15 protein-coding genes are annotated in these 17,903 nt (G+C 44.6%); 9 read left to right on the forward strand and 6 right to left on the reverse strand.

What is annotated here, in order from left to right:
- Positions 1-7 precede the first annotated feature (7 nt).
- The 5 genes from ACLSSO_RS13285 to ACLSSO_RS13305 all read left to right on the forward strand — a co-directional run bounded on the left by ACLSSO_RS13285 (position 8) and on the right by ACLSSO_RS13305 (position 6,890).
- Positions 8-1,000: a ligase-associated DNA damage response exonuclease gene (locus tag ACLSSO_RS13285; protein WP_413943098.1), complete on the forward strand. Its 993-nt coding sequence runs from the start codon at positions 8-10 to the stop codon at positions 998-1,000.
- The gene (locus ACLSSO_RS13290; RefSeq protein ID WP_413943099.1) at positions 997-2,622 is read left to right on the forward strand and encodes an ATP-dependent DNA ligase; all 1,626 of its coding nucleotides are present in this window, start codon (positions 997-999) and stop codon (positions 2,620-2,622) included. Before ACLSSO_RS13285 ends, ACLSSO_RS13290 begins: the two co-directional genes overlap by 4 nt.
- Positions 2,615-5,056: a ligase-associated DNA damage response DEXH box helicase gene (locus tag ACLSSO_RS13295; protein ID WP_413943100.1), complete on the forward strand. Its 2,442-nt coding sequence runs from the start codon at positions 2,615-2,617 to the stop codon at positions 5,054-5,056. The genes ACLSSO_RS13290 and ACLSSO_RS13295 overlap by 8 nt, the downstream gene beginning before the upstream one ends.
- Positions 5,025-5,672, forward strand: coding sequence for a ligase-associated DNA damage response endonuclease PdeM (gene pdeM, locus ACLSSO_RS13300; protein ID WP_295901970.1), 648 nt, complete (start codon positions 5,025-5,027; stop codon positions 5,670-5,672). The genes ACLSSO_RS13295 and pdeM overlap by 32 nt, the downstream gene beginning before the upstream one ends.
- An 87-nt stretch (positions 5,673-5,759) precedes the next feature.
- Positions 5,760-6,890 (forward strand): hypothetical protein, encoded by a 1,131-nt coding sequence (locus ACLSSO_RS13305; RefSeq protein WP_413943101.1) that lies wholly within the window; start codon positions 5,760-5,762, stop codon positions 6,888-6,890.
- 2 nt (positions 6,891-6,892) lie between these two features.
- Here the strand turns inward: ACLSSO_RS13305 and ACLSSO_RS13310 are convergent, their stop codons facing one another.
- Both ACLSSO_RS13310 and ACLSSO_RS13315 read right to left on the reverse strand, forming a co-directional pair.
- Positions 6,893-7,069: a hypothetical protein gene (locus tag ACLSSO_RS13310; protein WP_295901976.1), complete on the reverse strand. Its 177-nt coding sequence runs from the start codon at positions 7,067-7,069 to the stop codon at positions 6,893-6,895.
- Positions 7,070-7,159: 90 nt separating this feature from the next.
- Positions 7,160-8,884, reverse strand: a complete 1,725-nt coding sequence (locus ACLSSO_RS13315; RefSeq protein WP_413943102.1) for a DEAD/DEAH box helicase family protein — start codon at positions 8,882-8,884, stop codon at positions 7,160-7,162.
- Positions 8,885-8,969: 85 nt separating this feature from the next.
- Between ACLSSO_RS13315 and ACLSSO_RS13320 the strand changes: the two genes are divergently transcribed.
- Entirely contained in the window at positions 8,970-9,707 is a 738-nt protein-coding gene (locus tag ACLSSO_RS13320; protein ID WP_413943103.1) for a hypothetical protein, read from the forward strand.
- A gap of 2 nt (positions 9,708-9,709) precedes the next feature.
- Here ACLSSO_RS13320 and ACLSSO_RS13325 read toward each other — a convergent pair whose 3' ends face one another.
- Entirely contained in the window at positions 9,710-10,060 is a 351-nt protein-coding gene (locus ACLSSO_RS13325) for a 4a-hydroxytetrahydrobiopterin dehydratase (RefSeq protein WP_295900994.1), read from the reverse strand.
- Positions 10,061-10,072: 12 nt separating this feature from the next.
- Complete coding sequence (locus ACLSSO_RS13330) at positions 10,073-10,543, reverse strand: Hsp20/alpha crystallin family protein (RefSeq protein ID WP_295900993.1); 471 nt, start codon at positions 10,541-10,543, stop codon at positions 10,073-10,075.
- A 177-nt stretch (positions 10,544-10,720) separates the two neighbouring features.
- Between ACLSSO_RS13330 and ACLSSO_RS13335 the strand changes: the two genes are divergently transcribed.
- The gene (locus ACLSSO_RS13335) at positions 10,721-13,297 is read left to right on the forward strand and encodes an alpha/beta fold hydrolase (protein ID WP_413943104.1); all 2,577 of its coding nucleotides are present in this window, start codon (positions 10,721-10,723) and stop codon (positions 13,295-13,297) included.
- Positions 13,298-13,300: 3 nt separating this feature from the next.
- Here ACLSSO_RS13335 and ACLSSO_RS13340 read toward each other — a convergent pair whose 3' ends face one another.
- A complete protein-coding gene (locus tag ACLSSO_RS13340) occupies positions 13,301-13,990 on the reverse strand; it encodes a hypothetical protein (RefSeq protein ID WP_295900991.1) in 690 nt (229 codons plus the stop codon).
- Positions 13,991-14,155: 165 nt separating this feature from the next.
- Here ACLSSO_RS13340 and ACLSSO_RS13345 point away from each other — a divergent pair, with 165 nt between their 5' ends.
- Together ACLSSO_RS13345 and ACLSSO_RS13350 are read left to right on the forward strand one after the other, a co-directional pair.
- Entirely contained in the window at positions 14,156-15,043 is an 888-nt protein-coding gene (locus tag ACLSSO_RS13345; RefSeq protein WP_413943105.1) for a DUF72 domain-containing protein, read from the forward strand.
- Between the two features lie 169 nt (positions 15,044-15,212).
- Positions 15,213-16,601, forward strand: a complete 1,389-nt coding sequence (locus tag ACLSSO_RS13350) for a murein L,D-transpeptidase catalytic domain family protein (protein WP_295900989.1) — start codon at positions 15,213-15,215, stop codon at positions 16,599-16,601.
- Positions 16,602-16,627: 26 nt separating this feature from the next.
- Here ACLSSO_RS13350 and ACLSSO_RS13355 read toward each other — a convergent pair whose 3' ends face one another.
- Entirely contained in the window at positions 16,628-17,872 is a 1,245-nt protein-coding gene (locus ACLSSO_RS13355) for an ATP-binding protein (protein ID WP_413943106.1), read from the reverse strand.
- Between the last annotated feature and the right edge of the window lie 31 nt (positions 17,873-17,903).

A 17,903-nucleotide genomic window follows, 5' to 3' on the forward strand; every position in this document is an offset into this window, starting at 1 on the left:
ATAAAAAATGGATCTTATTCGCGCCACCGAGGAAGGTCTTTATTGCGAACCTGGTGACTTTTTTATCGACCCTTGGCGCCCCGTGCGCCAAGCCGTGATCACACATGCTCATTCAGATCACGCTCATTGGGGATGTAAGGTCTATTATTCCACAGAAAAATGCGCCCCTCTTTTACGCCTTCGTTTAGGAGACGCCTTACCGATCGTCGAAAAGAAATGGAATGAAAAATTTAAAATGGGAAACACATGGGTGAGCTTTCACCCGGCAGGACATATTCTCGGCTCAGCGCAGATTCGTATTGAGTATAAAAATAAAATCTGGGTGGCTTCCGGCGATTACAAAAGAACACCGGATCCCACCTGCGATGCTTTTGAAGTTGTTCCCTGCGACAGTTTTATTTCCGAAGCCACCTTTGCACTTCCAGTTTACAAGTGGGACGCCGGAGAAGTGACTGCACAGAAAATATTTGATTGGTGGCAAGAAGATCCAACTCGGCCTTCTCTTTTATTCTGTTACGCTCTTGGCAAAGCTCAACGTGTTTTAGCCGAGCTTAAAAATCTGACAGATCGGCCGATTTATATTCACGGTGCCATGGAGGCAATTACGAAAGTCTATAAAGATGCCGGAGTGGTCATGGCCGAAACACGTTCTATTTTTGATCATGAAAAGAATTTTCCCTTCAAAGGAGAGTTGATCCTTGCGCCTCCTTCGGCCCACCGTTCTCCGTGGATGAAGCGGTTTAAGGAACCGCAAACGGCTTTTGCCTCTGGCTGGATGCAGGTTCGCGGAACTCGCCGCCGCAAAGGATATGAAAAAGGCTTCGCTTTGTCAGATCACGCGGATTGGAACGAACTCAATCAAACCATCCAAGCAACAGGAGCCACAACGGTCTTTCTCACCCACGGAAGGACGGATGTCTTGCAACGATATTTAACGGACCAGGGAAAAACCGTTCGTCTTTTCACGACCGAATATGAAGCTCAAGAGGAAGCTTCGTGAAAACGTTTGCAAAACTTTTTGATGAACTGGATTCAACCACCTCCACCAACGAAAAAGTGGACGCTCTCAAAAAGTATTTCGCAGTAACCGATCCGGAAGACTCCATGTGGACGATATTATTGTTAACGGGACGTTTGAGTAAACGTGTTCTGACTTCACGCACGTTAAGTCACTTGTTTTTGACTTCGACAAATTATCCTCCCTGGCTTTTTGCTGAGAGTTATGATCACGTTGGCGACACTGCTGAAACTTTAAGTCTGTTGGCACATTCGTTAAACTTATGCCGAGAAATCTCTGGGACTAAGGATAAAAGTTTGGCTTTGTGGATGGAGGAAGAAATTCCTGCGCTCGCACAAATAGAAAATGAAACCGAACAAGCTGAGCGCCTTTTAGAATGGTGGCGAGATCTCACTTATCAGGAAGTTTTTATTCTCAATAAACTTATTACCGGAGCCTTTCGGGTTGGTGTCAGTGAAAAACTTGTGATTCGCGCCGTGGCGGAGATCTACGAACTTCCTACTGATCAGATCGCCCACCGCTTGACCGGAAACATTCGAACAGGCAAAGAAGCATTTCAAAATTTAGTTTCTAAGGAAGTCACCGAGATTGGTTTTAGTCAGCCCTATCCATTTTGTCTAGCCCATCCCTGGAATGAGCGCAGCGAACGAGATTTTACCCCCGAAAGATGGTGCATCGAGTGGAAGTATGACGGCATTCGAGCGCAGGTTATCCGCCGCGAAAAACAACTTTGGATCTGGTCCCGTGGTGAGGAGCAAATCACAGAAAGTTTTCCTGATCTAGCGCCTGTATTCATGCGTCTGCCAGATGGAACGGTGGTTGACGGTGAAATCTTAGTTTATAAAGAAGGTTCCATTTTACCTTTTCAGGAATTGCAAAAAAGATTGGGACGAAAGAAGGTCTCAGCGGCTGTTATGAGTGAACGCCCTGCAGGTTTTTTTGCTTATGATTGTTTGGAATATCGAGGCCAAGATATTCGTCAAAAACCTCTGCGTGAGCGCAAAGAAATTTTAAAGTCTTTAATAGAAAAATTGGAGCATCCTCAAGTGCGTTTTTCTTCTCTTCTCTCCGTTGAGTCTTTGCAGGACCTTGAAGAACTCCGTCATACGGCTCGTGAAAATGAGGCTGAAGGTTTGATGTTAAAACTTTGGGAGGGTGTTTATTCAGTAGGTCGCAAGACCGGAAATTGGTGGAAACATAAAGTAGATCCACTGACACTGGATGCTGTTTTATTGTATGCCCAATCCGGTACGGGCAGACGATCGAATCTTTATACCGATTACACTTTTGCTCTGTGGAATGAAAATAGAGAGCTGATTCCTTTTGCCAAAGCGTATTCTGGTTTAAACCAAACCGAAATTGACGAGCTGGATGCGTGGATTCGCCGTCACACGAAAGAAAAATTTGGTCCGGTGCGAGCCGTAGAACCTTTGCACGTTTTTGAAATTGGTTTTGAAGGAATCAGTCCCTCAACACGTCATAAATCGGGAATTGCCGTTCGCTTTCCGCGAATTTTACGCTGGCGTAAAGACAAAAAGCCTGAAGATGCCGATACTCTTGAAACCGCAAGTGAACTTTTAAACGGAGTCAGAAAAGATGAATGAACTTAAACCCATTCATGCTTTTTTTCATCGTCGCGGCTGGAAGGCTTTTCCCTTCCAAGAAGAGTCTTGGAAAGCCTATCTCGAGGGTGAATCAGGACTCTTACGCATCCCTACAGGAGCGGGAAAAACGTATGCGGCTGTGATGGGTCCATTTGCAAAGCTTTTAGCCCGCCCCTCAAAAGGTTTAAAGATATTATACCTGACTCCCTTAAGAGCGTTAACCCGTGACTTAGCCACTGCCATTTACGAACCTATTTTACAAGAGAAATGGCCTCTTAAAATTGATACTCGAACCGGGGACACTTCTTTCTCGCAAAAAAAACGCCAGCTGTTTTCACCGGCGGATCTTTTACTCACGACACCCGAATCTCTCGCCGTTTTAATTTCTCAACATGAAGCCGATGAGATTTTTAAAAATCTTCAAGTCGTCATCTTAGATGAGTGGCATGAGTTGATGGCCAGCAAAAGAGGAAGTCTTTGTGAACTTTCACTTTCCTATTTACGTTCTTTAAATCCGGATTTACAGACGTGGGCGTTATCGGCCTCCGTTGGAAATATTGAAGAAGCAGCGAAGGTCGCCGTCGGCCGCTCGCAAGAACCGCGAATAATATCAGGAAGCTCTGATCGAAATTTGGTACTAGATTGTCTTTTACCTCAAAAAATTGATCGTTTTCCCTGGGCAGGACATCTTGGATTCGCCTTAAAAGAAAAACTCATTGAAGAACTTGATCCGGAAATCTCTACCCTTATTTTTACAAACACACGCTCCCAAGCGGAAAGATGGTTTGAAGTGATGTTAGAAATGGCGCCACATATGGCTCCGGTCATGGCACTTCATCACAGCTCATTAGACCGCGAAGAACGCGAGGCCGTTGAAGAAGGTGTAAAAAATGGATCTTTAAAATGGGTCGTCGCTACTTCTTCCTTGGATCTAGGAGTTGATTTTCAGCCCGTTGAGCGCGTCGTTCAAATCGGCAGTCCTAAAATGGTGGCGCGAATGATTCAAAGAGCCGGGCGCTCAGCACATCGTCCTGGAGGAAAAAGCAGGCTCTTGTTTGTTCCGACAAACTCCTGGGAAATCTTGGAACTTGAAGCCGTCAAAAAAGCTCTCAAAGAAAAACATATTGAGCCTCGCCGACCGTTAAAAAAACCAATGGATGTGCTGTTACAGCATATGATGACACTGGCCTGTGGGCCCGGGCTGCGTCTGGATGAGCTCTGGCTTTCTTTAAAGGAAACATATTCTTTTTCTGATATTAGCCAAGAAGAATTGAACTGGTGTCGTCAATTTCTCACTCGTGGCGGCGAAACTCTGCAGGCCTATCCTCAGTTTCACAAACTTATTTACGATGAAGAAGAAGGAAAATATCGACCGGCCTCACCTAAGATCGCGCATATGCATCGCATGAGTATTGGAACGATTGTGTCACGGGAATCCGTGCAGGTTTCTTATACCAATCGAAATCGTATCGGCTCTGTGGAAGAGAGTTTCATTTCCAAACTTAAAAAAGGCGATGTGTTTCAATTTGCGGGAAAAAAATTGGAGTTTGTTCTTTTAAAAGACATGACTGCCTATGTGCGTTCCAGCAAGGCCGTCACAAACGTAGTTCCCTCTTGGGACGGCGGACGGTTTCCGATTTCTGAAACGTTGGGGCAAGCGTTTCGTGAAGTTTTAACCGAAAAACACCCTGGCTTGGACCGGCTTCTGTCTCCCCTTTTAGAGACGCAAAAAGAAGTTTCGGTTTTACCTGGAGCGGACATTCTTCTTATTGAAAAATGGAATTCCAAAGAAGGAGATCATATTTTTGTGTATCCATTTGAGGGACGCTCGGTGCATGAAGGACTTGCCCAGCTCTGGGGTTATCGATTTGCGCGAAGAGCACCGACAACGTTTTCCTTTGCTGTTAACGACTATGGTTTTGAAATCACCGGACCTGTGGATTATGACTTTGAAAAACTTTTTGATGACGACTTTTTTTCAGATGACAATTTGGTTGAAGAGATTGGTCAGTCCTTACAGATCGGTCAGCTAAGCCAGCGTCAGTTTCGCGAGATTGCAAAAATCGCAGGTCTTGTTTTTACGGGATATCCGGGGTCTCCGAAAACAGGCCGCCAGATGCAGATCAGTTCCTCGCTTCTTTATGAAGTTTTTAAGAAACACGAGCCGAATAATTTATTGATTCGCCAAAGTTTTGACGAAGTCCTTGCCAATTCTTTGGAAAGCGGACGTATGCGCAAGACTTTACAACGTCTGCGTAAAATGAAAGTGCGCTGGGTGGAATTGGAAACGCCCTCACCGCTTTCATTTCCTTTAGTGGTGGAAAATATCGCTGTGGGAAATCTTTCCAACGAGAGTTTGGAAGCTAAAATCGCCAGACTTAAGAAAACTTGGGAAAAGAAAAATGAAGATCACGGTCGCGAACGAAGACATTGAACTTTTGCCTGAAAAAGCCTTTTTTTGGCAGGCAGAACATCTTTTAGGAATTTCCGACGTGCATTTAGGAAAGGCCGAAAGCTATCAAGCCGCCGGAGTTCCCCTTCCTTCAGGAAATCACCGTGTGGATTTAGAACGCATCAGTTATTTGATACAGAAATATCACATCGAAAAAGTCGTCGTTCTTGGAGATTGGATCCACAACAAATTCAGTCTTAGCGAAGTCGTTGTCCGGGATTTTCGCGAGTTTTTCGCTGTCCACGAGCACGTGCACTGGACTCTGCTTTTGGGGAACCACGAATATGGAGCTCACGAAATTTTAAAAGGCCTGCCCTTTCATTTGGTCGAAGAGGAAATTGAAATGGGACCGTTTCTAATGACTCATGGTCATAAGAATCCCCGCTCACATCTTTTTCAGATTCAAGGGCACACACATCCCTTAGTCCTTCTTCACGAAGGTCCCCTGCGATTAAAATTGCCTTGCTTTGTTTTAGAGAGAAAGTGTCTGACCGTACCGGCCTTTGGTAGTCTGACAGGCGGTTACACCGTAAGACCCCGCGCCGGAAGTCGCATTTTTGCGGTGTCCGATTCTGAGGTCTTTGAGGTCCAAAAATAATCTTCAAATTACCAAGTCGTGTTGGAAAAACAGTTCCAATGCTTTTCCCGCGAAGTATTTCTTCCGAAAGGTTTCTTAGGGGGAAATTTGAAACGGGTCATCGTGTTTTTAATGGCATTGTTTTGTATTTCTCATACACAGGCTCTAACCGCGACAGCTGCGGAACCTTTTACTCCTGATGAGGTCGTTCCCAAGGGATTGGAAGGAGTTCCTCAGAATATTTCGGCGGCTTTGAAAGGAATTTCTGGCTTGGTAGCCTCCGGGTCTTTGGCGATTCCTGAACTGTCGATCTTGGAAAGTGGCTTTCAAGAATATCAAGCCAGTCGAGAATCTTGCATTCAAGATCAAGTTCGAGCAGCTACGTTTTGCCGTGAAGAAACAAGTCCGGATCTACAGAAAACTTTGGCCGGCTTAAATATCATTCTTGCTGGTGTGAACAGTCTTGCGATCAATGATACTTGTAAAACATTTTCTAAAGCGATGAGCTTAGCGCAACTAGGGATTACCGCTTACACAGGAGCTTGTGGGCTTTTGCGCAAGAAGTGCAATATGTCCTGTGCGGCAGCGGCAAATGGTCTTAAAAAAATTCTTAAAGGTCTAGTTTCCAACGGAGCGACCTGCACATCTCCCATTCCGGCAACGTGCCCTGCCGCTTACGCCTCATTAAACACCTATAAAAAACAAATCTATTCTCAAGTGAAACTCGAAGCCAGCATGGCTGATAAAAGAACCATCCATTCCAAAGAAAAACTTTGTCAGCATACTTATGGGCTTTTGCTAGCGTCATCCGGAGTTGCCATTCTATCGCTCGCAAATTCGCTGAAGCAAGGACAACAATGTGACGAAGAATCTGACGCTAAAACTTCCGGTGGAAACTCTAATTCAACAGCTCCAATAGCTCCCACAACTCCAGCACCAACTACTGTCTCCTCTCCGCCTAAAGTTCCACTGCCGCCGCCATCGTCTCTGCCGCAGGATTCGCAACTTGAAGTCGCGCACGCATCGACAAAACCGGAAGAAAGCATTGAACAACGCAAAGAGCTCATAGCCTCGCCTGCTGTTAATTCGGAACTACGAGATTATTTGCCAGGTGGGAAAAAGGCCGTGGTCTCTGGTCGTTCCGAAACGACTTACCCAGAAATCACCGGCCCCGGAGGAAAATCCAACTTTGAAAAAATGCGCATTCGCTTCAGAGAGCTGCGCTTAGATGCGGATTAACCTTATTTTTTGCCAGCCCCGCGGAATTTTTCAAGTTCAACAGCGCTGTCTGTTTCTTCTCTTTTTGGACTTGGATGATCCATTTGTTTGTTGCGACTTTGTTGGTGCTGAGCTTTGATTTCACCGTCATATTTTTTACTTGTCTGACTAAAACCTTTGTTCTTGTGATGACCGGACATAATCGCCTCCTGTTTTTGGAAGCATATCAAGAATTCATTCAGGTTTGAAGATTGGCACAGACCGAAGACGCGGTCACTTTGCCAAGTTACTTATTCAAATATCTTTTCGCGAATGCTCCAGTAATGCTTTTGTTTTCTTGCAATGACAAACATTGGCATTCGAAACTTTTTTTGAATATGCAGGACATCGTCGACAGTGCGCACGTGGATTTTTTGTTCAGGCAGGCGATTGTGCATACGAATAAAATTAAAATAAAAAGCGCGACCATCTTCAACGGTGTTTAAATAAAAATACTCTTTTAGCACTTGAGCGTCGGCATCATAGTAATGCACCTCTAAACGCGCATTGCCTTTTTTATCAAAAGTTTTTTGAAAGCTCATGGTTTCAACCCGCATTACGTGAGCATCTTTAAGCAGCATGGCCTCTTTAAGCTTTTTATCATTATCGACTAAAACATTGCCGCAATCCCCGCACGCACGGGCTGCGATATCGTTTTCACATCCGCATTTCTCACATCTTTTAAAACGGAAACGGAATCCGCAAGAAGAAATTTCTTTGGTGACAGGATCTTCGAAGGCTCCTTTGCATTGTCGTCCAAAGTGTTCAAGCAAAGTTCCGTCACTTTCCATGAGTCCCCAGAAATGGTTTGTAACTCCACACTGCGGGCAAAGCACTTCCACCTTCTGCGCTTTGCTGGAGGGTTTGTCTTCATCAATCTCAGGAGAGTAAAGATCGTGTCCCTGGCCCGTGTAATCGAGAATCAAACAATCCGTCTTACCCGGACTTAAACGCAATCCTCTTCCGACGATCTGTTGATAAAGACTGACGGACTCTGTCGGTCTTAATACCGCAATGACATCCACATGAGGTGCATCAAAGCCTGTCGTCAGAACCGAGACATTCACAAGAAATTTCAACTCCTGCCGTTTAAAAGCCTCAATGATCTCATCTCGCTCAGGGCCCGGAGTATCTCCCACGACCAAGGCAGCAATATAGGGCGGAAGATTTTGCATGATTTCAATGGCGTGATTGATAGAGCTTGTGAAAATCATCACGCCCTTTCTTTCTTTTGCCATATCGATGATGTTTTTAATAATCAGCGGCGTGATGCGTTTTTGATCTTTCAAAAGCGCTTCGACCTGCGCCATAACGAATCGTCCCTGCTGAAGTTTCAAACTTGAAAAATCATAACAGGCCACCGGCGAATCAATTTTTACAGGCGGAGTCAGATAGTTGTTTTTAATAAGATGTCTGATCGAAAGCTCATAAATACATTTTTTAAAAAAGCGGTCTTCTGTCGTTTGCTGAATATTTTTTTGCGCATGGTATTGATAAATCCATCCCAATCCCAAACGATAAGGTGTCGCTGTCAAACCGAGGACACAGAGTTCCGGATTGAGTTGCTGCAACTTAGACATGACTTGCAAATATTGAGTGTCACCGTCAACAGAAACACGGTGACACTCATCGATCACGACCAGAGAAAAATTCTCAAAAAAATCTTCCTGCGCTCGCGCGATAGACTGAATGCTTCCGAAAATAACTTTCTGGGTGATTTCTTTTCTCTGAAGCCCTGCGGAGTAAATACCCGCTTCTAAGCCGAAAGAAATATATTTTGCGTGATTCTGTTCAACAAGCTCTTTAACGTGGGCCATAACCAAAACACGTCCTCGGGCCAAACGTGCCAATTCAGCAATAACCAGACTTTTTCCGGCACCTGTTGGAAGAACGACCACAGCGGGAGTTCTTTCCTTTCGGAAATGTTTTAATGTCGCCTGAACGGCTTCCACCTGGTAGGTACGGAGTTGATACATTTTTACACATTACAAAAAATAGCAGCGACTGCCCAGGGTAAAATTTTGGTTGAATAAATTTATTCCGACGGTAAATATAAACTCGATGAAATTTCTGGTACTTTTCTTTCTCTTTTTCATTACTTGCGTTTCCTTTGCAAGCACTCCTCTGTCAATTGGATTTCCCTTTGGATTTTCTCGAAATGAAGCCATCAATCAATATTTTTTATTTCTGACGGACGTTTTAAAAGATGCAGGTTTTGAGGCCGTGTATAAAAAAATGCCTGGTGTTCTTCCCTATGAAGCTCTGCTTAAAGGCGAAGTTGACGGCATAGCCTATGATGACTTTGCCTTAACGAAAGGACGCGAGCAAACGGTGACAGTGTCATTTCCGATTGTCTATATCAAGGTGCACGTTTTTTATAGGGTAGAGAACAAATACTTTGATGAGAAAAATTTAAAAAAACACCTTGGCGCTTTGGGTCTTAATAATTCAATGATTGAAAAAGAAGCAAAACGCCGAAAATTAAAATATGTCACGTCTGCAAATCCAACACAGAATGTACAACTTCTTTTAGATAAAAAAGTAGATTACTTTCTTGCCGTAGAGGAGGTTGGCCAAAGCGCTCTTGCCGCTTCTAATCCTGAACTCGCAAAGAAAATCAGAATGAGCGAACGCGTGTTCATGAGTTTTCCTCTTTATTTCACCTTGAATAAAAAGTTTAAAAAAGATCTTCCCGCAATTGAAGGCTCTTTTAAAAAGCATCTTACGGGTGATCTTAGCAAATATCCGCTGTTACGCTCGTTGAACAAAGAGCTTCTGCTGCCTCCACCGCGCAAGTAAATCTAAGAAGCGGTTGAATTAACTAAGGCATCGATTTTAGCCGCACAGATAAAGTCGTTTTCTGAAATCCCTCCCCGTCCTTCATTGACGGAGTGAGTATTAAACTTCACAACGCATTGATTGTAACTCACCATCATTTCTGGATGGTGATCTTCACGGTGAACAATAAATGCCACGGCATTCACAAATGCCAAAGTTTCATAGTAGTTCTTAAAAGAATAAGTTTTCATGATCTTACCTTCTTTTAAAAACCAGCCATCAAACAGTTTCAAATATTCGCGAACATCCTTTTCAGGCAGACCCGTGTCCATCGGATGACTTCTTTTCTTTAATAATTCGTTAGCCGTGAGCACGGATCCTCCTTTTTAGTGCACTGAAATTTGTTTCGCTTTGGAAGCTTCGCCCTTGGGAATATTCACGAGCAAGACACCATCTTCAAACTTTGCATCCACCTTCTTTTCGTCGATGGGTTGAGGCAAGGTGAAACTGCGCACGTAAGAACCATAAGAGATTTCCGACAGATGTCTTTTCTTCGCCTCTTTGGATTCATCCAACTTTTCTTCTTTTCTCTCGGCGCGAATGGTCAATCGGTCGCCGTCGACTTCCACTTTGACGTTTTCTTTTTTGACGCCGGGAAGATCTACTTTCAATAAATAATTTTTCTCTTCTTCTGAAAATTCGCAAGAAGGAGAAAAATCAAATTCTGTTGGTGAACCTTCTTCTCGGAATCCCATAAGTTCATTCATCAGTCGATCCATGCGATCCTGATAGCGAGAAAATTCACGGAAAGGACTTGCAAAGCGTCCCGATCTCCAGCGGTCTGGTAAGTTAGCCATAGGCCCTCCTGTTCATTGTTATTTGGGTGAATAGTAGCCCACTCCGAAGGAGAAACTGGCGTTAATTTTTTTTAAATTGCAGAGCCACATAAAAAAAAATTTTCCTCTGTTTGAGGTCATCTTGCAAGACTGTCAGACCGGATTATCATCAAAGCCAAAACAAACGATGGAGATTTTATGGAGCGCTTCGCAAGCCGGGAAGAAGCCGGACGCCTTTTGGGTGAAAAACTTATTTCTTTGAAAGATCAAAATCCCGTAGTTCTGGCGATTCCGCGAGGCGGCGTTCCCTTAGCTTTTGAAATCGCAAAAATGTTAAAAAGTCCCTTGGATCTTTTAATGGTCAAAAAAATCGGCGCTCCCCGGCAGCCGGAATTAGCCGTCGGGGCCGTGAGTGAAGATGGCGAACCTCTGTTTAACGATTCGATTGTTAAATTTTTAAGCTTAAAGAAAACTTATCTCAATCAAGCCGCTAAACAAAAAACTTCAGAGATCCAAGAGCAATTAAAAAAATTTCGGGGCTCCAAGAAAACAGAGAACGTCAAAGACAAAACGGTGATTATCGTGGATGACGGGATCGCCACCGGGGCGACTCTTCTGGCGGCGATTCAGTTTCTAAGAAAGAAAGAACCAAAAAAAATTATTGTCGCAGCTCCTGTGGCGGCGAAAGAGACCGTGGAAAAAATCAAAAAAGTCGCGGACGACGTTGTCTGTTTAATGACACCCGACAATTTTGTCGCCGTCGGTCTTTGGTACGAGGATTTCACTCAAGTTTCCGACGAAGAAGTGATCCAACTTATCGCCGAATCACGATTTATGAATGCCGATAATGAGCGCGAAATAACGATTGAGGATGGAAAAGAAAAGCTTTTTGGTGACTTAACAACTGTGGATAAAGCCAAGGGCTTAATCATCTTTGCTCACGGAAGTGGAAGCAGCCGCAAAAGTCCCCGTAATCAATTTGTCGCCAGAGAACTTAATAAAGCCGGATTCAGCACCCTCCTCTTTGATCTTTTAACCGAACATGAGTCTAAAGACCGCAGCAATGTCTTTGATATCAATCTTTTGGCGCAACGTTTGTTGTTAGCAACTCAAGCCGGTCTTGAACAAACCCATCATATTCCTATTGGCTATTTCGGAGCAAGCACCGGGGCCGGCGCGGCCCTTGTCGCCGCTGCGAAATCTAAAAATAAAATTTCAGCCGTCGTCAGCCGTGGAGGACGTCCCGATTTAGCCAAAGAACATCTTAAAAAAGTAGAAGCGCCCACTTTGCTTCTGGTCGGTGGCAATGACCTCGCCGTCATTCCATTAAACAAAAGTGCCGGTTTACAACTTAAGACATCTCGTTTAGTGATCGTGCCAGGCGCCACACATTTATTTGAAGAACCGGGAACTCTTGATGAAATCGTTGAATATGCAATCGAATGGTTTAACGAGCACCTTCCGGAAAAAAAAGAAACCTCCTTCCCCAAAGAGCAAGTCGTCGACGAGCTTGAAGGTCGTGCTCATTCCATTAAAGATTCTCACAGCTGGGATGACTTGATTGCGAGTGTGGCGTCCGCTCGAGTTGTCATGCTCGGTGAAGCCACTCACGGGACGGAAGAATTTTATAGTATTCGTCGGCACATCACAGAACGCTTGATTCAAGATCACGGGTTTAGTTTTGTCGCCGTCGAAGGTGATTGGCCTGATTGCCAAAAATTGAATGACTATATTCACTTTGACAAAGGCGAAAGCGCCAAGCAAATTATGAGAGAGTTTCATCGTTGGCCGACATGGATGTGGGCTAATGATGAGACCGCTCTTCTGATTGAGTGGATGAAAAACTATCACGCCAGCTTCTATGGCCTTGATGTCTACTCGCTTTTTGATTCAATGGATTACGTCATTGAGTTTGCTAAAAATGTGGATCCTGATTTGGCAAAATCTGTGCAAGAGCAATACGCGTGTTTTGAACCTTTCGCCCGCGACGAAAAATCTTACGCTCGCTATCTTGTAAAATTCGAAGAAGGTTGCCGCGACGATGTTATTGCGAACCTAAGAAAACTTCTGCGTCTGCGCATAGGTGAAATCGCGACGAAATCTCCGGATCTTTTCAGCGCCCAGCAAAATGCGCGTATTGTTGCGCATGCAGAAAATTATTATCGCTCTATGCTTTTTGGCGGCCCCGACTCCTGGAACGTGCGTGATCATCATATGATTGACACTCTGGATATGCTCTTAAAGCACAATGGCCCGGACAGCAAAGCCATCGTGTGGGCGCACAACAGTCATATCGGCGATTATCATGCGACAGACATGCTTCAAGAAGGATATGTGAACCTCGGCGGCCTTGCCCGAGAACGTTTTGGTATTGATCAAGTCGCCCTGGTCGGTTTCGGAACTTTCCAAGGACAAGTGCTTGCCGGTCCTGCATGGGAAGGCAAAGCCACCGTGATGACACTTCCTCCTGCCCGCGAATCTTCATTTGAATATTTTTGTCACAAGGTTGCGGAAGATCTTAATACCAAAAGATTTTATGTTGTCTTTGATTCCGAAGCGCGATCCGGAAACCTGGGGACGCGCAGTTACGGACACCGCGCCGTCGGCGTTGTCTATAGTCCGCATTATGAGCTCAAAGGCGTGAACTATGTTGAAACAGTTCCGGCCAAACGCTACGACGCTTTTGTATTCGTCGATAAGACCACAGCTTTAAAATCCATCCCGACCGGAACAAGCCACCTGGATCTTCCAGAAACATGGCCGGGAGGAGTTTAAATATTAATTGCAACTTTTGCCCCACGTGTTGGCGACTTTGTCACCGACACCGATATGCAAAGAGGCACTTCCATAATGACCGATAGCGCGAATGCGTTTTTGACTGCGCATTTTGCAAAGTTCGCGAAAGGCGCGATCTGCCTCGCTGTTACTTGCAAAACGCACATCAATGGAGGTGCCGTAAGGATGTCGGCCTGCGGCTCCACCCACATTTTTATTGTAAGGCTCGGGACGCCACCAGTTGTAGATTTGACTGACTTTGATTCCTTTGGCTGTCAGGTCGTGAAGAATTTTGACGGCTTCGATAGGATATTTCCAGGTGTTCTCATCAGGATGAACGAGATTGTGTGCCTGACTGGAGCCATACGTGCATCGAAATGTTGAGACACTGCGAGGATTCGGACGAACCACTTGGTCACACCAAAATGAATTGTTCGTTTCTGCTGCACATTTTTGTAAAAACCGATCTTTCTTACTCAACCCTAAGTTCACCTGAGTTTTTTGACTTCCGCTCGCTTTCATACATCCTAGACTTTGGATTTCTTCGTCCACAGAAGCGTCGTTGTGAATATGGTCCGCAAGATCTGCGCTGTCTTCAGTGTATTCATTAGTACCTGCTCCGCCGCCCTGACAAGCAACAGTTCCCAAGCCTAAAAGAGCAATCAAGGCCAATGCATTGAGTTTTAAATTCATCCGATCTCCTTCGTTACTGTTGAGCAATGAAGCGTCAGAATAAATGCATTGCGAAATAGCATTCTATAGGACTTTCAGTTTTCTAGAGGAAGGGACAGTGAAAAGCGAATGAAGTTTTAAAGTGAAGTTTGCCAATTAACAAAAAGTTGATAGCATTTCCACGCGATGGAATTTGGAAAAATATCTAACATTGAAAATGTCTCGTGGACCTTGCCTCCTGATGTCGATTCATCGGTGGAGTTTTTAAGAAGTCTGAATTCCTCTGTCGGCCCTGCGAAATACTATATCGGTACGCCTGCTTGGGGTCACAAAGAATGGATCGGAAAAATCTATCCGGAAAAAACCAAAGCTGTTGATTATCTTTCGTTTTATTCCCAGAACTTCAACACGATTGAACTTAATACTTCTCACTATCGCATTCCTTCAAAAGAACAGACGGACAAGTGGAAATCACAGCTTCATTCAGAATTTTTATTTTGTCCGAAAGTATTCCAAGGAATTTCACATGCACCAGCGGGCCTTCTTGATAGAACTCTTTTGAAAGAATGGTTTTCGTTTTTAGAGAATTTAGGCACGCACTTAGGCCCTTGCTTTATTCAGTTTTCTCCGGGATTCGATTACGGAAAAAAGGCGGCCCTTTTTCATTTTCTCCAACAGTGGCCGAAAGATTTTGAATTGGCTTTGGAGTTTCGCCATCCAAGCTGGTTTCAACAAGGGCGTATTTTGCCCGCTCTGGAAAAGTATTTGCAAGCTCAGCGCATTGGCTTGGTGATTACGGACGTCGCCGGCCGCCGTGATGTCCTGCACTCTTCCATCAGCAGCTCTTTTACGATGCTTCGTTTTATCGGAAACGATTTACATGCGAGTGATTTTTCCAGAGCGCAAGAGTGGGCCGCGCGCTTGAACTCTTGGAGCCAACAAGGCTTGCAAAGAGTTTTTTATTTCGTCCACGAACCAGATGATATAAAATCTCCTGAGATGGCGCAGGCTGTGATTCGTGATCTCAATGATGAAGCCGGAGCCTCTTTAGAACCTTTAAAATGGCTTTCATAAAACGTATCAATTTTCGTTTGTTCACGGAGCTTGGTAGAGGATTATCCGAATAACCTCAGATCCTATTCAGCTAAAGGTCTTATTTTTAATGTTACCGTAATGAATTTTTCCTTTCTGTAATTCTTTTCCTCTTAGTCTTTGTTCACGCACAAAGATTCATGGAGGAATAATGGCGATTAACACTAAGGCAAATTCATTATTCTCACGTTTTAGCACTGCGCTTCTCTTAACATCCGTCCTGAGCCTCGCAGCCTGCGGAGGAAATCCTGGCGGTGAAGTCACTCTCCCCGACGACACAACTCAAGAACAGATTGTCGACACGCCTGATGTCGCAAATGACAAGCTTCTTCCGGATCCTTCGGATGCAATGGTGGCAAGCTCTCAACGCGAATCCATTTTAAAAAATTACGATCATGTCGATCCTAAGCATGTCGTTCCTTACAAAGCATTGGGAGATGCTTTGGTGTATTTCGATCAACACAAATCGAGCTTTAAAAACACAGACTATATGGCGGTCTTGAATTTTGGACAAAGCTCAAAGCAAAAACGTTTTTATATCATCAATATGAAAACAGGTAGCGTGTGGGCCATTCACGTAGCTCACGGAAAAGGTTCTGATTCTAACCATGACGGTTACGCTGAAAAGTTCAGTAACGTGTCTGGTTCCAATGCGAGTTCACTCGGAATCTATAGAACCGCAGAAACTTACAGCGGAAGCCACGGTCTTTCTTTAAGACTTGATGGTCTTTCTTCTACGAACTCACGTGCGCGCGCTCGTGCGGTTGTGGTTCACGGTGCTTCATATGTTCAAGAGTCCAACGTGATTCAAGGTCGTAGTTGGGGTTGCCCTGCTGTGGCGATGGAAAATCGTGATGCTGTGATTAAGTACCTTAAAGGCGGAGCGATGATTTACGCCACCGTCGACAAAGGTGGCACCGAGCGTTCCGGCTCAGGTTCTACAACGACTCCGGATACCGGCGCTTACAAAATGACTCCGCTTTCTTGGGAGACTTCCAGCAAACCCGAACGCAAAGCCTGGTCCCAATATCTAATGAAACTAGTTTCAGAAGATTGGAGCAGCTTGCTAAAAGGTGCTGATGATATGAGAGACTTTTGCCCTCGCTACAACTCTTTGAGCAATAACGAGCGTGCAAACGTGTGGGCGCAATTGTTTGTTGCGATGACAAAATACGAAAGCGGTTACAGCCCGACTTCACGCATGCAAGAAACAACGATGGGAACAGATCCTGTCACAGGAAGACCTGTTTACTCTGAAGGACTTTTGCAATTGTCGTATCAAGATATCACGGGTTGGAATTTCTGTAAGTTCGACTGGAGTAAAGATAGAAACTTAAGCTCTACAGATCCGCGCAAAACCATTCTTGATCCGTACATCAATCTTCATTGCGGTGTCGGAATCATGGCAAAACAAATCGCGCGCACAGGAAAAATTAAACTTGCTTCCGGCGCCTATTGGGCCGTGATCAAAACAAATAGTAGATACAGTCAAATTAGCGCAATCACTTCCATGGTGAAATCGCTTCCCATGTGTCAGTAACCCCTCTTACTGGCCCTTTTGCCGAGTCATTTCCCCAATGGCTCGGCATTTTTTACTCCCGCTTCTGCATATTTATATAACGGTATAGTGAAAAGCGCCGTGGTTCCTTTTCCAAGCCCTTCGCTGAAGACCGCAATTTTGCCCTTATGCGCTTCAATCAAATGCCGTGAGATCGAAAGCCCCAGTCCGAGACCGCCGTATTTTCGCGTGCTGGAACTATCGGCTTGCCTGAATGCTTCAAAAATAGAGGGAAGAAATTCGGGATCGATTCCTTCACCTTCATCACACACACGCACTTGCACCGCAGGGCCTTGAGAAGAAATATCCACCAGAATTTTTCCGCCCTTATTAGAAAACTTAATCGCGTTATTTAGAAGATGAAAGGTCACCTGTTTAAGACGCTCTTCATCTCCAAGAATAAAAGCCTTCTCGATACTTGAGCGAACTTCTATTTTTAAATTCTTTGCCTCTGCTTCCGGCTGAAGTAGAGCTATCTCGTTACGAACAAGCTGAACCAACTCGAGCTCTTTGGCTTTGATTTGCAGTTTTCCCGACATAATTCGGGAAGAATCTAAAAGAACAGCGACGATCTGCGATTGATGTCGTGCATTTCGCTCTATCGTCTCCAGTCCCATACGCGCTTCTTCATCTAAAGGGCCATCTAATAAAATTTCAGTCCACCCCAAGATAGCATTTAACGGTGTCCGCAATTCATGTGACACCGTCATTAAAAATTCATCTTTGGCTTTATTCGCCATTTTAAGCTCTTCAATACGTCCTTCGAGTGTTTGATAAAGATTCAAGTTCTCTAAAGCGATAGATGTGGAATTTGCTAAAGCCTGCAAAAGTTCGAGTTGCTCGTCGGTTGGAATATGCTTTTCTTTCCAATAAGCCCCGATGGCGCCAATCGGAGATTCTTTTCGAATGGGTGTCATGGCTAAACTTTTAACGAAAGTCGGTGCGTAGGCATCAATAGGAATGCGGGAGTCTTGGTAAATATCTTCGATAACGACCGCTTGCTTGTTTAGCATGGCCCAGCCGCTAATGCAGGTGTGAATCGGGAATCTTTGTCCCTTCCACAAGGGACCAATGGCGTCTTCATCCGCATAAAAACAAAATTCACCGTCTCTGAGAACAAAAGTAGCTCCGTCAGAATTAGCAATCGCCCGAGCGGCTTTTCTGACTAAAAACATGACCTGTTCCAAAGAGTGAGCGGAAGAAAGATCCTGAATGACCTCGACAAGCTTTTTAACGCCACCTGCATATTGCATAGAAACCTCCGAGTCGGAAACATTTCTAATT

The sequence above is a fragment of the Bdellovibrio sp. HCB-162 genome, assembly GCF_047344985.1.
In the GTDB taxonomy this organism is placed as follows: domain Bacteria; phylum Bdellovibrionota; class Bdellovibrionia; order Bdellovibrionales; family Bdellovibrionaceae; genus Bdellovibrio.